The 22,608-nt window shown below is 47.8% G+C and carries 24 protein-coding genes; 22 read left to right on the forward strand and 2 right to left on the reverse strand.

The window, feature by feature from the left end; all coding sequences use genetic code 11:
* Positions 1–216 precede the first annotated feature (216 nt).
* The 22 genes from RDN69_RS02205 (at position 217) to RDN69_RS02310 (ending at position 20,560) form a co-directional block, all read left to right on the forward strand.
* Positions 217–1,707, forward strand: coding sequence for a UDP-N-acetylmuramoyl-L-alanyl-D-glutamate--2,6-diaminopimelate ligase (locus RDN69_RS02205; RefSeq protein WP_159822389.1), 1,491 nt, complete (start codon positions 217–219; stop codon positions 1,705–1,707).
* Position 1,708: 1 nt separating this feature from the next.
* Positions 1,709–3,073: a UDP-N-acetylmuramoyl-tripeptide--D-alanyl-D-alanine ligase gene (gene murF, locus RDN69_RS02210; protein ID WP_288218203.1), complete on the forward strand. Its 1,365-nt coding sequence runs from the start codon at positions 1,709–1,711 to the stop codon at positions 3,071–3,073.
* A gap of 15 nt (positions 3,074–3,088) precedes the next feature.
* Positions 3,089–4,048, forward strand: a complete 960-nt coding sequence (gene mraY, locus RDN69_RS02215; protein ID WP_024049023.1) for a phospho-N-acetylmuramoyl-pentapeptide-transferase — start codon at positions 3,089–3,091, stop codon at positions 4,046–4,048.
* Between the two features lie 35 nt (positions 4,049–4,083).
* Positions 4,084–5,439, forward strand: a complete 1,356-nt coding sequence (gene murD / locus RDN69_RS02220) for a UDP-N-acetylmuramoyl-L-alanine--D-glutamate ligase (protein WP_288218204.1) — start codon at positions 4,084–4,086, stop codon at positions 5,437–5,439.
* Entirely contained in the window at positions 5,439–6,542 is a 1,104-nt protein-coding gene (gene murG / locus RDN69_RS02225; RefSeq protein ID WP_288218205.1) for an undecaprenyldiphospho-muramoylpentapeptide beta-N-acetylglucosaminyltransferase, read from the forward strand. Before murD ends, murG begins: the two co-directional genes overlap by 1 nt.
* A gap of 4 nt (positions 6,543–6,546) precedes the next feature.
* On the forward strand, positions 6,547–7,944 hold the full coding sequence (gene murC / locus RDN69_RS02230) for a UDP-N-acetylmuramate--L-alanine ligase (protein ID WP_288218206.1): 1,398 nt from the start codon (positions 6,547–6,549) through the stop codon (positions 7,942–7,944).
* Positions 7,922–8,863 (forward strand): D-alanine--D-alanine ligase, encoded by a 942-nt coding sequence (locus RDN69_RS02235; protein WP_159821833.1) that lies wholly within the window; start codon positions 7,922–7,924, stop codon positions 8,861–8,863. The genes murC and RDN69_RS02235 overlap by 23 nt, the downstream gene beginning before the upstream one ends.
* A 3-nt stretch (positions 8,864–8,866) precedes the next feature.
* Positions 8,867–9,727, forward strand: coding sequence for a cell division protein FtsQ/DivIB (locus RDN69_RS02240; RefSeq protein WP_024049018.1), 861 nt, complete (start codon positions 8,867–8,869; stop codon positions 9,725–9,727).
* A 7-nt stretch (positions 9,728–9,734) separates the two neighbouring features.
* The gene (locus RDN69_RS02245; RefSeq protein WP_024049017.1) at positions 9,735–10,418 is read left to right on the forward strand and encodes a DUF881 domain-containing protein; all 684 of its coding nucleotides are present in this window, start codon (positions 9,735–9,737) and stop codon (positions 10,416–10,418) included.
* Positions 10,415–10,768 carry a small basic family protein gene (locus RDN69_RS02250; RefSeq protein WP_024049016.1) on the forward strand — a complete coding sequence of 118 codons (354 nt, stop codon included), beginning with the start codon at positions 10,415–10,417 and terminating at the stop codon, positions 10,766–10,768. Before RDN69_RS02245 ends, RDN69_RS02250 begins: the two co-directional genes overlap by 4 nt.
* A gap of 92 nt (positions 10,769–10,860) precedes the next feature.
* Positions 10,861–11,865, forward strand: a complete 1,005-nt coding sequence (ftsZ, locus tag RDN69_RS02255; protein WP_024049015.1) for a cell division protein FtsZ — start codon at positions 10,861–10,863, stop codon at positions 11,863–11,865.
* A 113-nt stretch (positions 11,866–11,978) separates the two neighbouring features.
* Positions 11,979–12,470 (forward strand): YajQ family cyclic di-GMP-binding protein, encoded by a 492-nt coding sequence (locus tag RDN69_RS02260; protein WP_024049014.1) that lies wholly within the window; start codon positions 11,979–11,981, stop codon positions 12,468–12,470.
* A gap of 5 nt (positions 12,471–12,475) precedes the next feature.
* The gene (gene cbiD / locus RDN69_RS02265; RefSeq protein ID WP_024049013.1) at positions 12,476–13,582 is read left to right on the forward strand and encodes a cobalt-precorrin-5B (C(1))-methyltransferase CbiD; all 1,107 of its coding nucleotides are present in this window, start codon (positions 12,476–12,478) and stop codon (positions 13,580–13,582) included.
* Positions 13,564–14,190: a precorrin-6y C5,15-methyltransferase (decarboxylating) subunit CbiE gene (gene cbiE / locus RDN69_RS02270; RefSeq protein WP_024049012.1), complete on the forward strand. Its 627-nt coding sequence runs from the start codon at positions 13,564–13,566 to the stop codon at positions 14,188–14,190. The genes cbiD and cbiE overlap by 19 nt, the downstream gene beginning before the upstream one ends.
* Complete coding sequence (cbiT, locus tag RDN69_RS02275) at positions 14,187–14,774, forward strand: precorrin-6Y C5,15-methyltransferase (decarboxylating) subunit CbiT (protein WP_036467450.1); 588 nt, start codon at positions 14,187–14,189, stop codon at positions 14,772–14,774. Before cbiE ends, cbiT begins: the two co-directional genes overlap by 4 nt.
* A complete protein-coding gene (gene cobM, locus RDN69_RS02280; protein ID WP_024049010.1) occupies positions 14,771–15,547 on the forward strand; it encodes a precorrin-4 C(11)-methyltransferase in 777 nt (258 codons plus the stop codon). Before cbiT ends, cobM begins: the two co-directional genes overlap by 4 nt.
* A complete protein-coding gene (locus RDN69_RS02285; RefSeq protein WP_273260057.1) occupies positions 15,544–16,641 on the forward strand; it encodes a cobalt-precorrin 5A hydrolase in 1,098 nt (365 codons plus the stop codon). Before cobM ends, RDN69_RS02285 begins: the two co-directional genes overlap by 4 nt.
* Positions 16,638–17,327 carry a precorrin-3B C(17)-methyltransferase gene (cobJ, locus tag RDN69_RS02290; RefSeq protein ID WP_034436278.1) on the forward strand — a complete coding sequence of 230 codons (690 nt, stop codon included), beginning with the start codon at positions 16,638–16,640 and terminating at the stop codon, positions 17,325–17,327. The genes RDN69_RS02285 and cobJ overlap by 4 nt, the downstream gene beginning before the upstream one ends.
* Positions 17,324–18,088 carry a precorrin-6A reductase gene (gene cobK, locus RDN69_RS02295; protein WP_273260059.1) on the forward strand — a complete coding sequence of 255 codons (765 nt, stop codon included), beginning with the start codon at positions 17,324–17,326 and terminating at the stop codon, positions 18,086–18,088. Before cobJ ends, cobK begins: the two co-directional genes overlap by 4 nt.
* On the forward strand, positions 18,088–18,747 hold the full coding sequence (locus RDN69_RS02300) for a precorrin-8X methylmutase (protein WP_308530281.1): 660 nt from the start codon (positions 18,088–18,090) through the stop codon (positions 18,745–18,747). Before cobK ends, RDN69_RS02300 begins: the two co-directional genes overlap by 1 nt.
* 5 nt (positions 18,748–18,752) lie before the next feature.
* Positions 18,753–19,772 (forward strand): FecCD family ABC transporter permease, encoded by a 1,020-nt coding sequence (locus RDN69_RS02305; protein WP_374042370.1) that lies wholly within the window; start codon positions 18,753–18,755, stop codon positions 19,770–19,772.
* Positions 19,769–20,560, forward strand: a complete 792-nt coding sequence (locus RDN69_RS02310) for an ABC transporter ATP-binding protein (RefSeq protein ID WP_273260063.1) — start codon at positions 19,769–19,771, stop codon at positions 20,558–20,560. The genes RDN69_RS02305 and RDN69_RS02310 overlap by 4 nt, the downstream gene beginning before the upstream one ends.
* Before the next feature lie 36 nt (positions 20,561–20,596).
* On the opposite strand, the gene RDN69_RS02315 is transcribed toward RDN69_RS02310, so the two are convergent.
* Both RDN69_RS02315 and RDN69_RS02320 read right to left on the reverse strand, forming a co-directional pair.
* Positions 20,597–21,532 carry an ABC transporter substrate-binding protein gene (locus tag RDN69_RS02315; protein ID WP_273260065.1) on the reverse strand — a complete coding sequence of 312 codons (936 nt, stop codon included), beginning with the start codon at positions 21,530–21,532 and terminating at the stop codon, positions 20,597–20,599.
* A gap of 56 nt (positions 21,533–21,588) precedes the next feature.
* Positions 21,589–22,608, reverse strand: coding sequence for a sirohydrochlorin cobaltochelatase (locus RDN69_RS02320; RefSeq protein WP_288218207.1), 1,020 nt, complete (start codon positions 22,606–22,608; stop codon positions 21,589–21,591).

Below are 22,608 nucleotides of genomic sequence, written 5' to 3' on the forward strand. Positions count from 1 at the left end.
CCGGCCTGCTGCAATGCCGTACCGACGCCATCGGTGGCTCCGGACAATGCCTTGAATCGCGGAGACGGAATTGGGGATGACTATTCCCGCACAGGCTGTTTACAGCAGCGCTAAAGCAAGTACCGTGGTTGCACGCAGTGTTACTCCATCGGATAAAATTCGGGATTAAAAGCAGCCGTGAGGCTGCTTTCTTATTTTCTAACTAAGGAGTTTATGATGAAAACAGTCGCGCAATTAGTAGAGGTCTTGGAGAATGGTGTGTGTCGAGGGAATAAGGAAAGGGAAATTACTAACCTCAGCACCGATTCCCGCAAAATAAAAGCCAATGGACTTTTTATTTGCTTGCGCGGTGCGCATGTGGACGGACATAAGTTTGTGGACAGCGCCATGGCTAACGGCGCCGTTGCGATTATTTGCGACCATTACTTGGATGCATTTCCGGAACTGACACAAATCATTGTCGCCGACACGGTGATGGCCATGCAGGCTATGGTACCATTTTTCTACGACTATCCGGCGCGCTCATTGCGAATGATCGGCGTCACCGGAACGAACGGTAAAACTACGGTCACGCATATGATCGCACATATTTTAGAAGATGCCGGATATTGTGTAGGCATTATCGGTACGGTAAATATTGTAATCAACGGAGTATCCGAGCCGGTGCATAATACAACTCCGGACGTCGATTTGCTGCAAAACACATTATTTCGCATGCGTGAGGCGGGCGTTACTCATGTTGTAATGGAAGTATCTTCCCATGCATTGGCATTGGGCCGTGTGGCCGGCTGCAAATATGATACCGCGGTATTTACCAACTTGACGCAGGACCATTTGGATTTTCACAAAACAATGGATAATTATGCCGCGGCGAAAGCAAAGCTTTTTGCGATGGTAGCGGAAAGTGAAGGCAATGAAGCGAAGGCGGCAGTGATCAATGCTGACGATTCGTATAGTAAGGTTATGCAAGATCCCGTGTTGCATTCCCACTGTCGTTTGCTTACATATGGACAAAATAAAGACGCCGCTTTATATATCAGCGACGTCGCCATTTCCGCACAAGGAGCTAAGGGCACATTGCATTATAGTGGACAACAATGGCCTTTTACGATCCAAAGTAGCGGTATGTTTAATGTGTACAACAGTTTGGCAGCGGTAGGTGCCGCTCTTATGGAGGGGATTGCCATGCCGCAAGTACTTGCCAGTATGGCCAGTTTTATCGCTGTGGCGGGACGCTTTGAGCGGGTAGATGAGGGGCAGAATTTTACAGTTATCGTTGATTATGCCCATACGCCGGACGGTTTGGAAAATATTTTGCGAACCGCCCGTGAGATTACCGATGGACGAGTGTTATTGGCCTTCGGTTGCGGTGGCGATCGAGATGCAAAAAAACGTCCGATTATGGGTGGTGTTGCCGCAAAACTGGCGGACTCTATTATTATTACAAGTGATAATCCACGGAGCGAAAATCCTGAACAAATTGTCCGAGAAGTCTATGCCGGCGCACAACAAAACGCTTCTGCAAAAGTTGCGATTGCATGCGAAGTGGATCGTGCCGCCGCCATTCATAAAATTATTGACCAGGCACAACCGGGGGATGTCGTTTTGATCGCAGGAAAAGGGCACGAAACATATCAAATTTTGAATAGCGGTACCATTCATTTTGATGATCGTGAAGTAGCGCGTAAAGCACTGCGGGGAGAATAATATGGCGGAATTTACAGAAGCGGAAATCATTCAAGCAACGGCAGCCGTAAAATTGCAAGGGCCTGAAGATGTAGCGGTAGACAATATACGTACGGATACTCGCGGCGAACTTTCCGGAAGCCTGTTTGTGCCGTTAAAAGGGGAGCGCTTCAATGGACACGACTACCTGCAGCAAGCGGTGGAGAATGGCGCTGTGGCGGTGCTCTGCGATCAGGATATTGTGGAGTTGCCCAAAGAAGTGGCTGTGTATCGAGTCAAGCAAACACGTCGCGCATTGGAAGATCTTGCCGCGTATCATCGTCGTCGTTTTGCGCTGCCGGTCATTGCCGTTACCGGTTCCAGCGGAAAAACGACTACTAAAGAATTGATCGCAAGTGTACTTGCGCAAAAGTTCAGAGTGCATAAGACTGAAAAAAATTATAATAACGAAATCGGTTTAGCGCAGACGTTACTTTCATTGCAACCGGAAGATGAAGTGTGTGTGGTTGAGATGGGGATGCGTGCTCGTGGCGAGATCAAGCGTTTAGCAGAAATTGCGGCACCGACGGTCGGCGTAGTTACGAATGTCGGTGTGGCGCATCTGGAACGGCTTGGGAGTCAGGACGCCATTGCCGCCGCTAAGCAAGAATTAATTGAATCCATTCCAGAAAATGGTACGGCTGTGTTAAACTGGAATGATAAACGGGTACGCAACATGGCATCCGTTTGTCGTGGGCGAGTGATTAGTTACGGAATTGAGCCGCAGGCAAATGTGCAGGCGCTCGATATCCAATACGGACTTGGCAAAACTAAATTTACCTGCCGAATTTTTGATGAAGTATTTCCTGTCGCCTTACCGCTTTTAGGCGCTCATAATGTGGCTAACGCGTTAGCGGCGGTGGCTGTCGCGCGTGTTTTAGGGTTGCCGGCAAATCGCATTCAGCGGGCACTTGCGGAGGCTGTATCCGGAGAGCTTCGTCAGGAAGTCGTAGATCGAAACGGAGTCCGTTTCATTAATGATGCGTATAATGCCAATCCGCTTTCCATGGCCGCATCGCTGGCATCCTTATCCCAATTTGGCGAGGGACGTTACGTTGCAGTGATTGGCGATATGCTGGAGTTGGGGCCGGATGAAGTGGCTATGCATGAAGAACTTGCCGCTGCGGTGATTTCGGCAGGGATTACGGAGCTCATTACCGTCGGTCCGTTAGCCCATGCGCTGGGGGATGCAGTAAAAAAACAGGCGCATGTGAATGTACGTAGTGTTACCAACACAAGTGAAGTAATGCCGCTGTTAAAGTCGCTGCTGCAGGTAGGCGATATTGTTTTAATCAAAGGGTCACACGCACTGCGTTTAGACACCTTGGTAACTGAATGGAATAAATAATAAAAGGACGGCCGTATGAGTATTTATTCAAATTTTTGGGTATGTGTGTTCGGCGCACTGTTTATGTTGCTTTTCGGTGCGATCGGTTTACCGGTTTTACGCCGATTAAATGCGCGCCAGGAAGTGCGGGAAGAAGGGCCGCAATCCCATCGCAAAAAAGCAGGCACCCCAACCATGGGGGGCATTTTAATGATTTTGGCATTTCTCACAACATTGCTTTTGGCCGGGAATTGGAGTCCGGCTTACGGTTGGTTACTTTTTTTAATACTGGGACATTTTGCTCTCGGTCTGAGTGATGATGCTATCAAAGCACTGCACCATCGCAACTTGGGGCTGACTGCAAAACAAAAACTGGCCGGACAAATTTTTTTGGCGGCGATTTTTGCGTATGCATTGACAGATTCTCTGGGGCTACCGACATCGCTTCATATACCGTTACTCGATACCAATATATCGCTCGGTAACTTTTATTATCTTTTTGCAATGATTGTTATCGTCGGAACGACGAATGCAGTTAATTTAACTGACGGCTTGGACGGCTTGGCTGCCGGTATCAGCGCACTCGTAGCGGCTGCATTTGTTTGGTTGAGTCTCAGCGCGCGCGATTTAGAATTGGCGCAATTTTCCGCCGCGTTGGCCGGTGTTTGTTTAGGATTTTTGGCATTTAATTACCATCCTGCAAAGGTTTTTATGGGAGACACAGGGTCATTGGCGTTGGGCGCTGCGTTTGCGGGACTGGCTTTGGTCACGCGGACAGAGTTGCTTTTGGTGATCATCGGCGGTGTGTTTGTAATGGAGGCGGTCTCGGTTATTTTACAGGTAGCATCATTTAAAACTACCGGTCGTCGCCTGTTTCGTATGAGTCCTTTACATCATCACTTTGAACTGGGAGGCTGGTCGGAAGTGAGGGTGGTTCATACCTTTTGGCTGGCAGCGTTACTTTGTGTCGGCGTCGGTATTTCTTTAACAATCTAGAGTGAATGAGCGGAAAATTTGAAGCGGTGATAAGCATGAAGTATACGAACACAAAAATTTTAGTTATCGGGGCCGGAATCAGCGGCATCGGAGCAGCACGGGCTCTTGCCAAAGCGGGAGCAAATGTAATCCTTTCGGATGTCAAGGATTTGTCGGCAGAAAAAACGGCAGCATTGACGGCGCTGGGGATTGAATGTGTTTTCGGTGCACAAAAGTCGAGTCTTTTGGCAGGGGTGGAACAAATTATAATGTCACCGGGGATTGCACCGACGATCCCTTTGGCAGTGGCAGCCACGGAAGCAGGCATTCCGGTCGTTTCTGAAATTGAAGTTGCGTATGAACTCTCACAGGCACCGATCTATGCGATTACCGGTACGAACGGAAAAACGACGACCACTACGTTATTAGGGGATATGGTTGCGGCCGGCGGACTTAAAAATGTGGTCGGAGGAAATATCGGTAAAGCGCTTTCTGAACAAGTCAGCGAACTTTCTCCGGATGGTATCGTGGTGGCTGAAGTATCGAGCTTTCAATTGGAAATGATTGATCGCTTTCGTCCTCATGTGGCGGCGGTTTTGAATATTACACCGGATCACTTTGAGCGTCATGGTGACATGGATTCTTACGTACAGGCGAAAGCACGTATTTTTGAAAACCAGACAACAGATGATGTGTTGATTTTAAATGCGCAGGATCCGTATTGCCGCGCTTTTGCCGAGAAGGCGCAAAGTCGTATTCTTTGGGTTTCTACAGCAGGAAAAGTAGAAAACGGAGCCTATGTAGAAGACAATGTATTGTATTTAAATGCAAACGGAGTGCCGGAAGTATTGTTGAGTGCCGATGAGCTTTTATTGAAAGGTGAATATAATTGGTTAAATATTCTCACCGCGTCACTTATGGCACAGCATGCGGGTGTACAGCTTTCCGTAATACGGGGCGTCTTACGTGTATTTAAAGGCTTGCCGCATCGGGTAGAAAATGTAGCCACACAGGAAGGAATTACTTATTATAATGATTCCAAAGCAACGAACACGGATGCCACAATAAAAGCTTTACAAAGTTTTAGTCAGCCGCTCGTGTGGATTGCCGGGGGGTATGATAAAGGAACAGATTTAACGCTTTTGATGCAGGTTGCCCGGAAATGCAAGGGCATCGTTTTCTTAGGGAATAGTAAAGAGCGTTTCTCTATTGCTGCTCAAAAAGAAGGAATTTCCAATATTGAACTTGCCGGTGATTTAGCGCAGGCGGTCAAAAAAGCACAGAAGTTGGCACAAAAAAATAATGCGACGGTGGTGCTTTTCTCTCCGGCCGCATCGAGCTATGATCAGTATCATAATTATCAGGAACGTGGGCGTGACTTTTGTCGCTTAGTAGCGGAGTTGGAGAATTAATGAAGCGACGAGTAATTATTTCCGGCGGCGGTACCGGCGGGCACATTTATCCCGCGCTGACGATTGCGGATGCGATTCGCCAAGTAACAGATGTGGAATTCTTATATGTCGGCAGTGAAAATGGCTTAGAAACGGAACTGGTTCCCAAAGCGAGTATCCCGTTTATAAGTTTACGTCTGCACGGATTTGAGCGCCGACTGACACCAAAAAATGGAAAAACGGCCTGGGAAGCTTTGCAAAGTGTAGTGAAGGCAGGAGCTATTTTGCGAGACTTTCGTCCGGATATTGTGATCGGTACCGGCGGGTATGTTTGCGGGCCAATGTTATTGGCTGCGGCTTTGCGCGGTGTCCCGACACTGATCCAGGAACAGAATGTGGTGCCGGGGATCACCAATCGTCTGCTATCCAAGGTGGTTCGTAAAATTGCGCTTGGCTATGAAGAGGCGGCAGCACAGTTTCATCAACCTAAAAAAATTGTAGTGACAGGAAATCCTGTGCGTCGGGAAATTTTAGCCGCGCAACGAGATGTCAGCAGAAATCGGTTGGGACTGTCCGAAGATGCATTCGTGCTGCTTGCTGCCGGCGGCAGTCGCGGTGCACGGGTAATTAACCAAGCGATGCAGGAAGTCCTCACACGTTACCAAACGAATACAGAAATAGTAGTGATGCATGTTACCGGTGAACAGGAGTACGAAAGGTTCATGCAGGAATTCACGTTAACCGGCGAAAAGCATAAGCATTTGCGGGTATATCCGTATTTACATACTATGCCCGATGCGCTGGCAGCGGCCGATTTGGTGGTGTATCGTGCCGGCGCGGTGGGATTGGCCGAACTTACGGCGCTCGGTCGGCCGTCGATCTTGGTGCCGTATCCGTATGCAGCTGCGGATCATCAACGACGTAACGCAGCGGTCTTGGCGCAAAGAGGTGCAGCGGTGGTTATTGAAAATAGAGATTTGACCGGTGCGTTGTTATATGAGACGATAGAATCGTTGCGACAAAACCGAACACGTTTAGAGGCGATGGCGTCTGCCAGCCGTTCTTTAGGTAGACCGCAAGCGGCGGAAGACATTGCGAAATTAGCACTTTCAATGATGGGATAAAACAATGAATTTGGATCAATATAAAAAATTTCATTTTGTAGGAATTGGCGGCGTGGGAATGCGTGCGCTGACCTATATCTTGTTACAACGAGGCTATATGGTTACCGGCTCCGATCAGGAAGACGACGCGGTGTTTGCAAAATTTCGTGATCACGGAGCGGTCATTTATCTTGGCCATGATGCTTCTCATGTGGATGGGGCTGACGTAGTTGTTGTATCCACGGCTATTCGCCCGAACAATCCGGAAGTGGTGGCAGCCAAAGCAAAAGGTATCCCTGTCATGCATCGCTCGGATATTTTAGCAGCTATTTTAAATGACGGTTGCGGCATTGCCGTCGCCGGAGCACATGGTAAAACCACAACCACATCCATGCTGGGGCAGGTCTTTGAAGAAGCCGGCGTTGATCCGACCATCGTTATCGGGGGCGAAGTAGATTACTTAAAAGGCAATTCGAAAGCGGGGAAAGGTCCGCATGTTATTGCCGAAGCCGATGAAAGCGACGGATCATTCTTAAAACTTCGACCGGCTTTTGCGGTAGTTACCAATATTGAAGATGATCATTTAGATTACTACGGCTCGATGGAAAGGTTGGAAGCAGCTTTTGTGGAATTCATTCATTCCCTGGATGAAAAACAGGGCCGAGCTATTTTGTGTATAGAAAACAAAGTTATTCGCAAACTGTTACCACAGGTTAAGTGTGCTTATGTTACCTACGGGTTTTCTCCGGAGGCAACCTACTCGGCCACTGATTTAGCATATGTCGACGGTTGTCTGCATTTTACCTTGGTCAAAGAACAGCAACGTTTAGGGAAGGTGATGCTGCAGGTTCCGGGCAAATATAACGTGCTTAACGCATTAGCAACGATTGCGACGGCTCTTGCGGCCGGTTTATCGTTACCGGATATTATTGCGGCATTGGGGCACTTTACCGGCACAAAACGACGTTTTCAAACACTATATCGGAGCGCTAACTACTGGTTGGTTACTGATTATGCGCATCACCCGACAGAAATTAAAGCGACGCTTGCCGCCGCTAAAGAAATTGGCGTGAAGCGAGTGATTTGTGTGTTTCAGCCGCATCGTTATTCGCGTACGGATTTATTACGAAACGAATTTGCAGACGCATTTCATGATGCCGATTTGACGGTTTTTACGGACATTTACGCTGCCGGTGAAGATCCGCGGGATAATGTCGATGGTACTTTATTGCCGAATATGGTAAAGGCAACGGGAGACGAAGCGCGCTACGTGCAGGATATAGCGACGATTCCGGAGTACTTAGATACCATTCGTAAGCCCGGCGATCTTATTATTATGATGGGAGCGGGCAATATTAATGAATGCAGTTACCTGGTTAAACAAAGGTGGGAACAACAGGATGAAACTGTGGGACAAAACTAAAGATATTTTGGTGGTTATGGGCGGCCCATCTACGGAAGCGGAAGTTTCCCGACGCACAGGTGCTGCGATTGCACAAGCGTTGGTAGAAGGAGGGTACAAAGTAACTACGCTTGAATTTAATCCGCGAACTTTTTTGAATGATATACAAAAAGTGCAACCGCAAGTCGTTTTTAATGCGTTGCATGGTAAGTACGGGGAAGACGGCGCTATTCAAAACGTTTTGGAAATGCTCGGCATTCCCTACACCGGATCGGGGCCTTTGGCCAGTGCTTTAACAATGGATAAAGTTATCAGTAAACGACTTTTTGTCCAGTCAGATTTGCCGACGGCGCCTTTTTCCATTTACCGCCAGGAAGAAGAAATGGAAATGATTGTAGCGGATATTTTGGAACGTTTTACTTTGCCGGTTGTGATTAAAGCCGCCAACCAAGGTTCAACGATCGGAGTCAGCGTGATTCACGAGGCAAGCGAAGTTGCGCGTGCGGTGCAAGATGCGTTTAAGTATGATCCGTGGATTGTCGTAGAAGAATATTTATTTGGCGATGAGTTTACCGCTTCTGTTCTCAATGGAGAAGCATTACCGGTCATTCAAATCGTACCGCATTCAGGGGTATATGATTATGCATCGAAGTATACGGCGGGTGCGACGGATTATTTAGTACCGGCGCCGATTGACAATTCATTGCAGGTGCAATTACAAGAATTGGCACAGCAGACATATCGCTTGATGAATTGTGAAGGTGTTGCACGTGTCGATTTTATGACGGATGAAAAAGGAAACCCGTTTATTTTGGAAGTGAATACTGTGCCCGGTATGACGGTAACAAGTTTAGTGCCGAAGGCGGCTAACGCTGTAGGCATGGACTTCCTGACGCTTTGCGAAGCGATTTTAAGCACCGCCGGGTGCCAGAAATTGTAATCAATGGCACAGCATATGGATTTTGAAACATTCCGTCGGCAGCGACACGGTGAGGTAACATCCGTTGTTCCACTGGAACAAAATGTCGAGAAAGGACAGCCGGAGCCGCCGCGTAGAAGACGACGCAAAAGACCGAAACAGCAATCACGGAATGAAAAACCCTTTTATAGAAAACGCGGCACCTATGCTTGGTTGGCAGTGGTCATTGTTGGACTTTTGTTGTTACTGGCGCTGGCGCCGATTTCATTTGGCAGTGTTAAAGTAGAAGGCCTGCAAGTTCTTTCACAAGACGAGATTTTTCGTGTTGCCAAAATTTCACGTCCGATCAACGTTGTACAACTCGCTACAGCCGATATTTCCCGTCGGTTGAACGGTGATTTACGGATTGCTTCCGCTAAAGTGGATCGGGAGTTTCCCGCAACCATTCGTATTCAGGTGGAAGAACGTCGTCCGATTGCCGTCGTCGCGACGGAATTTGGTTTTGCGGTGTTTGATAAAACGGGTTTAGTTATTGCCGAAGGACCGACTATTACACGGACGGACGTGCCTTTCATTACCGGCAAAAAATTGGGCAATGTCTTATTGGGTGATACGGTTACTGATGATGCCTTGCGAAAAGCACTGGCGTATTTGTCCTATCTTTCGCTCAAAGGAAGCGAACAAATCTCGGAAATTAATATCGGGGACACGACGCAGTTGATTGCGTATACACGTGATGACATACCGATTCATTTGGGCACAGTAGAAAATGCAGCCGAGCAGGCACCATTATCCGAAAACATGTTGAAAGATATTCGCTTGCGAAACTTGACGGTTGATTATGTGGACGTCAATGTAGGTGCGCCCTACATCAAATTGAAATGAGGCAGCAATGAAATCAAAAACGGTTGCGTTGCTTGCGGTCAGCGTTATTTTGGGCATGATGCTGTCATTGCAATATAAAAGCAACAAAGAAATGCAAGCAACGACAATGAATATGCGTGTGGAAGACTTGTATCAGCAATTAATGCGGGTCGAGCAGGAAAAAACTGATTTAGTGAAGGAGCTGCAAGAATTGCAGGCAGAAGGTTTGACACCGGACGCCACACGTGAACAGGATGAATTAAAATTCAGAGCCGGTCTGACTGCGGTAGAGGGGCCGGGCGTAGTGGTCACGATTGAAGACAGCAAGCAGCCGCTTAAGATGGGTGAAAACCAAAATCTTTATGTCGTACATGATGAGGATATTTTAAAAGTCATCAATGAATTACGCGCTGCCGGTGCGGAAGCCATTGCGCTAAACGAACAACGTTTGATTGGAACGAGTGAAATTCGTTGTGCCGGTCCTACAGTTACTGTAAACGGCAAAATGTTCAGCACTCCGTTTCAAGTCAAAGCAATTGGAGATCCGAAGTTATTACGATCGGCGCTGGAGTTCCGCGGAGGAGTGGTAGATACTTTGAAGTATTGGGGTATTAATGTGTCTATCGAGACCAGTAATAACTTGCAAATCAATCCGTATATCGGACCGAGTAAACAGGAATTTGCAAAGGCAATACCGGGGGTGGCGAAATGATTGTAGCCTTAATGTTGGGCGGCTTGTTTCTCGGAATTGTGATGGGAATGTGGTTTCCCTGGGCGATTCCCATCTCCTATGCTCCGTTCCTTTCGGTAGCGATTATGGCCTGCTTGGACAGTGTGTTCGGAGGGGTTCGCTCGTATATGGAAGGGAAATACGATCACACGATTTTTTTCAGCGGTTTCTTTGTCAATGCATTAGTGGCGATGCTATTTGTTTTTATCGGGAGTCGATTGGGAATCGATATTTACTATGTGGCGCTGTTGAGTTTCGGATTGCGTATTTTTGATAACACGGCGGCCATCCGGAGAATTTGGCTAAATGAAAGAAAAACCGGTGTCAGATAAGTAGCGTTTTCCCGTTAAATAGTGTAAAATAATTCATAATGAGTGAATTGCAAAGAACAATCAACACACGGCAAACAGAAGGAGGAAGTCGGATGGGTGACTTGGCGAATATTAAAGTGATCGGTGTAGGCGGCGCCGGCAATAACGCAGTGAATCGAATGATCGAGGCCAATGTGCAAGGTGTCGATTTTCTTGCGGCCAATACTGAAGTCCAAATTTTGGATACGTCGAAAGCAGAAAAAAAATTACAATTAGGCGAAAAGCTGACCAAAGGTCTTGGCGCCGGAGCGAAACCTGAAATTGGTGAAGCAGCGGCGGAAGAAAGCAAGGAAGAAATCATGAAAGCGTTGCAGGGTGCTGACATGGTTTTCGTAACAGCCGGTATGGGCGGTGGTACGGGTACAGGCGGTGCACCGATCGTAGCAGAATGCGCGAAAGAAATGGGCGCATTAACCGTTGCCGTAGTTACTAAGCCATTTATGTTTGAAGGCACTGTACGTATGCGCAATGCTAATTCCGGTATTGAATATTTGAAAGAAAAAGTAGATACCATCATCATTGTGCCGAATGAGCGTCTGTTGCAAGCCGTAGATAAAAAAGTCAGCATCCAGGATGCGTTCCGTATGGCCGACGATGTGTTACGTCAAGGCGTGCAAGGAATCTCCGACCTGATTACTGTACCGGGTGTCATTAATCTTGACTTTGCCGACGTCAAAACGATTATGACCGATCAAGGCGAAGCTCTAATGGGTATTGGTACTGCCAGCGGTGAAAACCGTGCGGTAGATGCTGCTAAAGCGGCCATTTCGAGCCCGCTTTTGGAGCGCACTATCGACGGTGCCAAAGGTATTATTATCAGTGTTACGGGCAGTGATGATTTGGGCTTGCTCGAAATCAACGAAGCGGCGCAAATTATTTCGGACGCGGCTGATCCGGATGCAAATATTATCTGGGGTACGTCCATTAATCCGGAGATGGGTGACGAAGTACGAATTACCGTCATTGCAACCGGTTTTGAAGATGTGAAGAAAAAACAGGACTACGCAGCGAATGCGCGCGGCGGCATTGCGGTTCCGGATTTTTTACAAAAACACTAATCACTTAAAAAGACCTCACATTTGTGAGGTCTTTTTAAGTGCATGCAATCCCAGCGGAAAAGCCTTTCGTATATGCTATAATAAATATATCTATGGTCTGAAGGAGGAACGAAATGGCAAAAGAATATTCGTTTGATGTTATCTCAACCGTTGATTTGCAAGAAGTAACAAATGCAGTGCAACAAGCACGCAAAGAAATTACCACGCGTTACGATTTTCGTAACAGTAAAAGCGAACTTACATTTGCCGATGACACCATTACTTTGGTAAGTGATGATGAGTATAAATTGGGCGCTGTGCAGGAGGTGTTACGAGGTAAGCTTGTGAAGCGTGGCGTAAGTTTGAAAAATCTTGATGAAGGGAAAATTGTTCCGGCTTCAGGTGGCACAGTTCGTCAGGAGTGGAAATTAAAACAAGGATTGGATCAAGATAACGCGAAGAAAGTTACCAAGCTGATCAAGGATAGGAAGCTTAAAGTGACTGCCCAAATTATGGCGGATCAGGTTCGCGTTACGGGGAAAGATAAGGATGCTTTACAAGAGGTAATTGCCGTATTGAAGGCAACCGATTTCCCTGTGGATTTACAGTTTGTCAATTATCGTTGAGTATTATGGCAAAGAAAAAATTGCGAGAAGGGTTCACTACCGGCACCAGTGCGGCGGCCGCTTTAAAAGCAGCTGCATTGGCCTTGCGTGGAGAATTCCCAAAAACTGTTACAGTGGAGTCGCCCCAGCATCGAGCGTTGACGTTGCCAATTGAGAAAAGCCAAGTGATTGAGGGCATCGGTTCAGCGACTGTCATCAAAGATGCGGGTGATGATATGGATGTCACGCACGGCACGCCGATTGTCGTTTCTCTTGAAGTAACAACGACGCCCGGAATCACTTTTATCGCGGGTGTAGGTGTAGGGACAGTGACGCGACCGGGGTTGCAAGTAAAAGTGGGAGATGCCGCGATCAATCCGGGACCGCGCTGGATGATGAAGCGAGTTTATGAAGAGTTGGCGGATGAGGGCACCGGTTGGAAAGTGACTGTTTCCGTACCTGCCGGTGAAGCATTGGCAAAGAAAACACTGAATCCGGTGTTGGGAGTCATGGGTGGCATTTCCATTATCGGCACGTCAGGAATTGTCAAGCCGATGAGTGAAGAAGCCTATAAAAAGTCATTAATTCCTCAATTTACCGTTTTGCGTGCCGCGCATCAGCGTTGGTGCGTTATGACTCCCGGCCGGATTGGTTATGATGCCGCTCGTAAAATTTATGATTTACCGGTCACCGACCTCGTTGAAACCAGCAACTTTATCGGTTTTATGCTGGAAGAAGCCGTGGACAAAGACATCCGAGAGATTATTTTGATCGGTCATTTGGGAAAATTGATCAAAGTCGCGTCAGGGAGCTTTCATACGCATAATCGCATGAGCGACGGGCGCATGGAAACACTGGCAGCGTACGCCGCTTTGAACGGTGCAGATGCAGCAACGGTAAAAGAAATTCTTGCTTGCTCGACGACTGACGGTGCGGCAGAAATTATTCGGGCCAACAATCTCGAGGCCATTTATCCTCAACTCGCTGAACGTGCGCAGGTGCGCGCCCAACGTTTTGTGCACGAAGAGGCTAAAGTAGGCGTGATATTTGTGACAATGCAGGGCGAAATTTTAGCGCAAAGCAGTTTTGCCAAAGAATTTATGGAGGCTAAACCGTGGTTACGAAACTCGTAGTGGTCGGTATCGGTCCGGGATCTCCGGAGTATATGATTCCCGCCGCACAAAAAGAGATAGCCACCGCCGATGCCGTAGTAGGCGGCCGCCGAGCACTGGACACACTGGCCTCTGAATGGCAGCAGAAAATTCCAATTACGGGAAAGCTTGGCGATTTGAAAACCGAATTGGAACGACTTTCAGAACATCTTCGCGTCGCAGTTTTAGTCAGTGGCGACCCCGGCTATTACAGCCTTTTAGGCTGGCTGAAGCGAACATTTCCGGACGTTGCAATCGAAGTGATACCAGGCCTTTCCAGCGTGCAGGTCGCATTTGCGCGATTAGCGGAAACGTGGCAGGATGCCGATTGGTTGAGTTTTCACGGTCGTACACCGAATGACTCCGAATTGGCGTATGAACCGGGGCGAAAAGTTGCGTTTTTGACAGATCGGAAACAATCCGGTGCTTTTATTTGCCGAGTGTTGATGTCTGCCGGCTGGCCTAAGGAAGCGCATGTGGCGATGCTGGAGCGCATTAGCTATGAAGATGAACGAAAGCAGGAAGGAACTCTTGAAGAAGGGGCGGAATGGCCCGATTTTACGGAAGCGGTGGTGGTGGTACAAGGATGAGCTCAGTATTTGGTCTTGCGGATGAAAAATTTATTCGCGGTAATGTACCGATGACGAAAGCGGAGATTCGTGCGCTGGTTATGGTCAAAGCGGGTATCCGGCCGGAAGACACGGTCGTGGATATCGGCGCGGGAACAGGTTCAATCAGCATAGAGGCGGCGCTTGCTGCAACAAAGGGGAAAGTTTATGCGATTGAGCGAAATCCCGAGGGCGTTGAACTAATTCGTCGTAATGCGGAACAGTTCGGTTGCACCAACCTTGAAATAATTCACGGTAAAGCACCGGATGCTTTGTGGGATCTTCCGCCTATCGATGTCGCTATTATTGGAGGCTCGGGTGGACAATTGCCGGCCATTTTTTCCCGCCTGGAAGAGCTACTGACTACAGGTGGAAGAATTGTGGCTACAGCGGTGACTGCGGAAACGACGGCGCAGCTGCTTGCCCTTTGCAAAGAACGGAAATGGCAATATGATGCGGTACAAGTACAGATTAATCGGTTGCGTAAGGCGGGGCCGTACCATCTTTACCAACCGCTCAGCCCAATTTTAATTGTGCAGGCGCAACTGACGAAGGAGGAAGTATGACGCAAGTTTATTTCATTGGGGCAGGTCCCGGTGATCCGGAACTGATTACCATGAAAGGTCAGCGACTTATCAGCGAGGCGGATGTTGTTATCTATGCAGGCTCGTTGGTGAATCCTGAAATTCTTACCTACTGTAAAGAAGACGCAACGATTTATAACAGCGCGCAGATGAACTTGGACGAAGTTCTTGATGTCACAAAAAAAGCTTGCGCGGAGGGTAAAATTGTGGCGCGCGTGCATACAGGAGATCCTGCCATTTACGGTGCGATTCAAGAGCAAATGGATGCATTGAAACCGCTGGGAATTGAATACGAAGTGATTCCGGGCGTGAGTTCATTTTTGGCCAGCGCGGCGGCATTAAAGCAGGAATATACGTTGCCGAACGTATCGCAGACAGTGATCATCACTCGTTTGGAAGGACGTACGCCGATGCCGGAGAAGGAGCGCCTTTCGTACTTGGCGCAGCATCAGGCAACGATGTGCATTTTCCTTTCCGTACAAATGATGGATAACGTTGTCGAGCAACTTATCGAAGGCGGATACAGCGAAGATACACCGGTGGCGATAGTGATTCGAGCCTCTTGGCCGGATCAAAAGATTTTGCGTGGGACTCTTGCAACGATTGCCGATCAGGTCCGCGAGGCCGGCGTTATCCGCCAGGCGATGATTATTGTCGGGCGAGTACTGCAAAGTGAATACCATTTATCAAAACTTTATGACAGATCGTTCAGTCATATGTTCCGTGACGCGAAAGAGGACGTGCCGAAGTCATGAAATGTGCGATTATATCCGTTTCTCAAGCCGGCGCCAAACTTGCCGAAAAGATAGCTGCCTCGCTGCAAGCAGATGTCGATCTTTATGAAAGAAAAGAGTACGCAAGCGGTGCCGAAGCGAAGTACTTTACGCGTGTTATGGCACTCACAACGGATATTTTTACGCGCTATGACTTAATTATCTACATCATGGCATTGGGGATCACGGTCCGCGCGATTGCGCCGCATGTGCAGCACAAAACCGTAGATCCCGCGATTCTTGGTGTGGATGAATTGGGAACATTTGTTATTTCGGTTCTTTCCGGACATTTGGGCGGCGCCAATGACTATGCGCGCGAAGTGGCAGAAATAATAGGCGCTACACCGGTGATTACCACCGCGACCGATGTGCACGGAAAAGTTGCGCCGGATGCGATAGCTCGTCATTTACAAGCCCGTGTGGAGCCGATTTCCGCCTTGAAAACGATCAATGGAGCGATTGCTCGCGGGGAAACGGTAGACTATTTCGTCGATGAGAGAATGCCGCTGGCAGCAGAGATAAAAAATATTCTGACGTCATTCGGCGTTGCGGCAAAACCGCTGGCAGAGCTTGCACAAACTGCGGCAGTAGGAGCTGTCGTCATTACCGATCGGACCGATGTAAGGCCTGCGTTGTCGCATCTGTATTTGCGACCACCGACGTTGGTGGTCGGTATGGGGTGCCGAAAAGATACTTTGCAAGAGATACTTGCCGACGCACTATGCCAAGCGTGCTCGCAAATTGGACGCAGTCCGTTAGCTCTTGCAGGGATTGTTTCGACAACTGTGAAAGAACATGAAGCCGGTTTGCTTGCATTGGCGGAACAGTATCGGCGGCCGATTGCATTTTATCCGCCGGAAGCACTACTCAAAGTGGCGGAACAATATCATTTAGAGGAATCTTCCTTTGTAAAGAATACGATTGGAGTGGGAAATGTATGCGAAACAGCAGCCATTCTGAAGACAAAAAGGTCACAGCTGCTTTTACCGAAAACAAAATTTCAACGAACGACGGTGGCAATTGCCGAGGCTACATCGCTGTCGTGGGAATCGGGCCGGGACACGCCGCAGAATTGACGCCGCGCGCCCATGATGCGATTCGCGATGCAGAAATCGTTGTTGGATACCATACGTATATGAAGCTGATTGACGATCTGATTTCGGATAAAGAACAAGTCGGCACCGGCATGAAGCAAGAAGTTGATCGCTGCCAACGCGCGGTCGAACTTGCCAGTCAGGGAAAGCGTGTCGTTGTCGTTTCTTCCGGAGATCCCGGCGTATACGGTATGGCAGGACTTGTTTTGGAATTAATAGACAAACTCCCCGCACAAGCACATCCGGATTGTGAAATTATTCCGGGACTCACCGCCGGTAATACGGCAGGTGCGATTTTAGGGGCACCGTTAATGCACGACTATGCGGTGATCAGTTTGAGTGATCTTTTGACGCCGTGGGATTTAATCAAAAAACGTGCACGTTTAGCGGGCGAAGGGGATTTTGTGATTGTCTTATACAATCCTCGCAGTCGTGGCCGTGCGAAGCATTTGGATGAAATTTGCGATATCTTATTGACAATTAAAGATCCGAAAACGCCGGCCGGTATCGTTCGCAAAGCAGGACGCGCAGGGATGTCCTATACGATTACAACATTAGCTGAATTGGCCGCGCAAGATGTGGATATGCAGTCGACAGTTATCATCGGTAATAGCCGTACATTTGTTAAAAACGGCCGAATGATTACGCCGCGCGGCTACGAATTATGATTTGGGTCATTGCCGGTACGCAAGACGGGCGTGAATTGGCGGCAGAATTAAAACGCCACAGCGGTGAAAAGGTCATTGTGACGGTAATCAGTCAATATGGGAAATTGCTTGCAGCGCCGGGAGTTGATCAGGTGTTGGTAGGGCGACTTACCCAAGACCAAATGGAAGAGTTGATAGGTACATATCAGATTGACTGCGTGGTAGATGCCAGTCATCCGTATGCGGCGATTGTTTCGCAAATGGCGCAGGCAGCAGCCAAAGCTACAAGCATTCGGTATTTGCGATATGAGCGTCCTGAAGTACCGCTCCCTGATTACGCTCGTTTATATCATGCCAAAGATGAATATGAAGCGGCTGAGCTTGCTGCATCGCTTGGAAAACGCATTTATCTGACGACCGGTTCTAAAACATTGCCTGTTTTTATGCAGTCAAAAGCACTTTCCGGCAAAGAAATATGGGCTCGTGTTTTGCCTACGCCGGAAGTGGTTGCACAATGCAAAGACCTGGGCTTAACGCCCAAGTATATCGTAGCGATACAAGGGCCGTTTTCATTGGCCATGAATCGAGCGATGTTTACTGATACGCAGGCAGATGTCATTGTAATGAAAAATAGTGGGCTCGTTGGCGGTACCGATACCAAACTCGCGGCTGCGATGGAGACAGGAGCGGCCATTGTGGTCATTGATCGGCCGATCAACCGGTCTGAATATCCTGTTTTGACATCGGTTAAAGACGTTATTAAGGCATGGGAGGGATTATGATGGAGTACGTAAAACAGCCGAAGGAAATTGAAGATAAAAGCATGAAAATTATTCGTCCCTATTTAGAAGGTATGGATTTGAGTGAAGAGGAGATTGCGGTCTACTCACGAACCATTCATGCTTCGGGGGATGTGGAATATGCCAAACTGGTCACTACGAGTCAGGATGCCGTTGCCGCAGGTCTCAACGCTTTAAAAAATGGTGCGGATATTTACTGTGATGTTGAAATGGTCCGCACAGGTATCAATAAAAAAGCACTTGCACAGCTGGGGGGAGAAGTTTTTTGCCAGGTTTCCGCACCGGAGATCGCTGAAGCGGCTAAAGCGGAAGGTATTACTCGTTCGATTGCGGCAATGCGCGCGTACGGGAAGCGATTGGATGGAAATATTGTCGCGATCGGCAATGCGCCGACTGCATTGTATGAAGTATTGCGTTTATGCTCGGAAGAAAATATTCGTCCGGCACTGATCGTCGGTATTCCGGTGGGTTTTGTCGGCGCCGCGGAGTCGAAAGAAGCGTTGGTGGAGCAGGCGCCGGTTCCTTTTGTGACTGTTCGCGGGAATAAAGGCGGAAGCCCGATTGCGGCCTCCGTGATTAATGCATTATTGTATTTATTGGTACAGCGCACGCAAATGCTGTACATTGAACCGAATAAATAATTCTTATGATGAATGTAAAAGCTGCAGACGCTACCGATAAACGCGGAGAACGTTTCACGTGGCGATGGATTGTGCTGATAACATTGGCTGTGATCTTGGTAGCAGCGCTGATCGGAAGTCTTGCTTTGGGCGCAACGCCGATTGATCTTTCCCGCATTTTGGAAATCTTGGGAGGAGATCGCAGCGGCACATCGGGACCCATTATTTGGAATATCCGTTTCCCGCGGAATTTGGTTGGGGCATTAGTCGGAGCCAATTTGGCAGTGGCCGGCGCTATTTTGCAAGCCGTTATGAAAAATCCGCTTGCCGATCCGGGTATTGTCGGGGTGTCGAGCGGTGCGGGTTTGGCCGGTGTCGTTATGCTGGTGTTGTTTCCGCATCTTACATATCTTGTCACGCCCATTGCCTTTTTGGGCGCTATGGGATCGGCTTTGTTTGTTTATGCGTTAGCCTGGAAAAACGGGATTCGTCCGTTGCGGATTATTTTAGCCGGTGTTGCCGTCAATGCTTTTTTGGGCAGCGGTATTTCAGCATTGCTGATTTTTTACGGTGACCGAGTCCAAGGCGCGTTGTTGTGGATGGTCGGTGGCTTATCCGCTCGCAGCTGGCCGCAAGTCGAAATACTTGTGCCGTATACGATCCTCGGTATTCTCATTGCATTTGCGGGTGCAAAACAGCTGAATATTTTAAGTTTGGGAGATGAAACCGCACGTTCACTTGGTATGCGCGTCGAACGCGTACGCTTTTTTATGACAGGTGTAGCCGCTTTGCTTGCCGCCGCCGCTGTGAGTATTTCAGGATTGATCGGCTTTGTCGGTTTGGTGGTACCGCACATGGTACGTCTTTTAATCGGCAGTGATCATCGTTTTCTCTTGCCGGGATCGGTACTCGGCGGTGCTGCTGTGATGGTACTTTCGGATACGTTGGGGCGTGTCGCCTTTGCACCGATTGAAGTACCTGTAGGAATTATTATGGCATTTCTCGGAGCGCCTTTCTTTTTATACTTGCTGAGGAGGGGCGAATGAGTATTATCAAAGTAGATAATGTGGCGGTGTCTTTTGGCGGACACAACGTCATTCGCGATATCAGCTACACAGTGGAACGCGGTGAGATTTTGACGATTCTCGGCGCGAACGGCTGCGGTAAGTCCACACTGTTACGTGCCATGCTTGGTATTCAGAAGCGTGATCAGGGAGAGGTTGCGTATTCGGGACAGGAGTTAGAAGAGTTTAGTCCGTCTGAGCTTGCACGTAAGGTCGCTTTTTTGCCGCAGTCAGCTACGCCGCCGGGCGACATGACGGTGGAAGAATGGGTTGGGTGTGGACGCTATCCATATCAGGCGTGGTGGAAGCCGCAAAGTGATTACGATCGTAAAATTGTGCAGGAAGCATTGCAGAATACTCGTGTATGGCATTTGAAAGACCGCAATATTCAGTCATTGTCCGGCGGCGAACGCCAGCGAGCACGAATCGCGATGGCGTTGGCGCAGGAACCGGAAATTATTATGCTGGATGAACCGACTACCTATCTTGACTTAAGTCATCAACTGGAAGTCATGGAGCTTTTGCAACGTATTAATCGTAGCAATGAAGTAACGGTAGTTATGGTATTGCATGATGTCAATCATGCCGCCAAATATTCGCACCGTCTGCTTGTATTGGGACAAGGTGGAATTTATGCGTGGGGAGCGCCGCAAGCCATTTTAACGGAAAAATTGATGCGTGATGTGTACGGAGTGGAAGCGGAAATTGCTGATCGTGACGGAAGTCCTTATTGTTATGTTGACGGTTTAACCCGTTTTTCGGAGCAATAAAAAAGAGTGCTCATTTATGAGCACTCTTTTTTATTATTATTTCTTTAACTCGGGATACGCTTTTTCCAATAAGTTTTGCATTGCTTCAGGTGTTTTGATGCCCGGATTAAGAAGGTATAGTTCGCTGGGTAAATAGAATACTTTACCTTTTTGTACCGCTTGCAACTGATTCCAAGCGGGGTTGCTGGTCATTTCCTCTGCCATACGGGCTGTAATTTGTTCCATTTTGCCCATGGTAACAATAAAGATAACATCAGGGTTATCGGCAGTAAGTACTTCCAAGCTGTACGGAATAGTTTTCGCATCTGCCGGAAGTGATTTTTCGGCAAGTACATTTTGCATGCCGAGCTTGTTAATCATGGATGCGGTAATGGCAAGAGGTGTTTCTGCGGTCACATCTTTGCCGGTAGCACGAAGAATAGCAACACGCAGCGGCTTTTGCTGATGACCAAGGGCAACTACTTCCTGCATCCTTTTTTCATAATCTCTAATAACTGATTTTGCCTTATCCTTGTTTCCTGCCACACTTCCTAAAAACTCTAAAAGCGGAACATTGTCATCGATTCCTTCGTAGTTGAGAACCAGGTGGGGAATATGATTGGCTTCGAGAATGGATTCCAATTTTTTGTGTTGTTGTGAAAGTCCAAGTACTAAGTCCGGTTTATTGGCAATCAAAGCTTCTGAATTGATATGGGAAACGTGCCCAATTTCAGGAACATTTTGTGCGGCCTCCGGCAATTCATTATTTGAAGTCGGGCGCGCAACAACAGTGCCACCGACTGCATAGTACATGTTTAATAAAGAATCAGAAAGTGTAACAACTCGTTTGGGACGTTCTTGCAGAGTGATAGATTGATCTTTAAATTGATAGGTCTGTGCACCGTTTTGCGTGGCATCTGTCGATGTAGATTTACAGCCTACAAAAAGTAATAAGCAACAGAATAAAGTCAAAACTTTAATCATTGATTTCATATTTACCTCCAATAATAAATGCGCCCTGCAATGAGGGCGCATTTATTATATCATACTCAGTGCTTTTTGGAATGCATCGGCGTGTAAGGAACCTTTGCTTCTTTCGTATCTAATGCTTGTACCGCTTCGCGGGCACGTTCTACAAACAAGTCCTGGATTTTCGGATTTTCGCCCAAGCCGCGAATGTAAGTATTTACTTTAAAACCTTCTTTTTGCAAAATCATTTTATGGCTATCCGGTTCGTCACCCGCCATGTCGTTATTGGCATGGTCACCGGCGACCATCATGATCGGCATCAAGGTTACTTTTTGAATTTTATTGGCTTTAAGATGCGGAATCACATCATCGAGGTTAGGACGGCCTTCTACGGAATAAACGTAAGCGTTCTTCATGCCCATCATTTCCATGCGGTCCTGCATAACTGCGTAGAACGCATTACCCGGATGCGGGGTACCGTGTGCCATAAAGAGTACCGCTTCGTTTTTCTGCATATGTTGCGGCAATTGATATTTAAGCGCATTTAGAAAATCATTGATTTGATCCGGCTGGTCTTCCTGACCCATGTAATACATAACCGGTGTTGCTACAGCGATTTTTTTGAAATTTTTCTGTTGGAGATTAGCCGCTTCTACACTGTAGTCATATTCGATTCCCGGGATGATATTGAAAGGAACGATAGCAATGCGATTGTAGCCGTCCTTTTTCAGATTATCATAAGCCTGTTCAGGGGTGTAATATTGGATACCTTCATGTTTCATGATGCGGTCAATAATGATATGGCTGGTAAAGGCAACACGAACTTCTTTGTGTGGGAAGGCTTTCTTAATTTTATTGACTACGGCGTCAATCGTTTTGGCGCGAGTATCTTTAAAAGTAGTACCGAAGCTGGTAATTAAAATGGCATCTTTGTTTTGCAGATTCTGCATGGCTGTGTTTTCGCGCACTTTTACACCGATTTCGGTGGCAGTAAGCAAGGCAGGGGTCGGCTGTTTTACTTCAGCACTTAATTCATATGCTGCGTTTACGCCGAAACTACCGAATCCTGTCAGAATCGCAGCACAAAATGTAGCCGCCAT

This window comes from uncultured Negativicoccus sp. (genome assembly GCF_902480485.1).
GTDB lineage: Bacteria > Bacillota > Negativicutes > Veillonellales > Negativicoccaceae > Negativicoccus > Negativicoccus succinicivorans.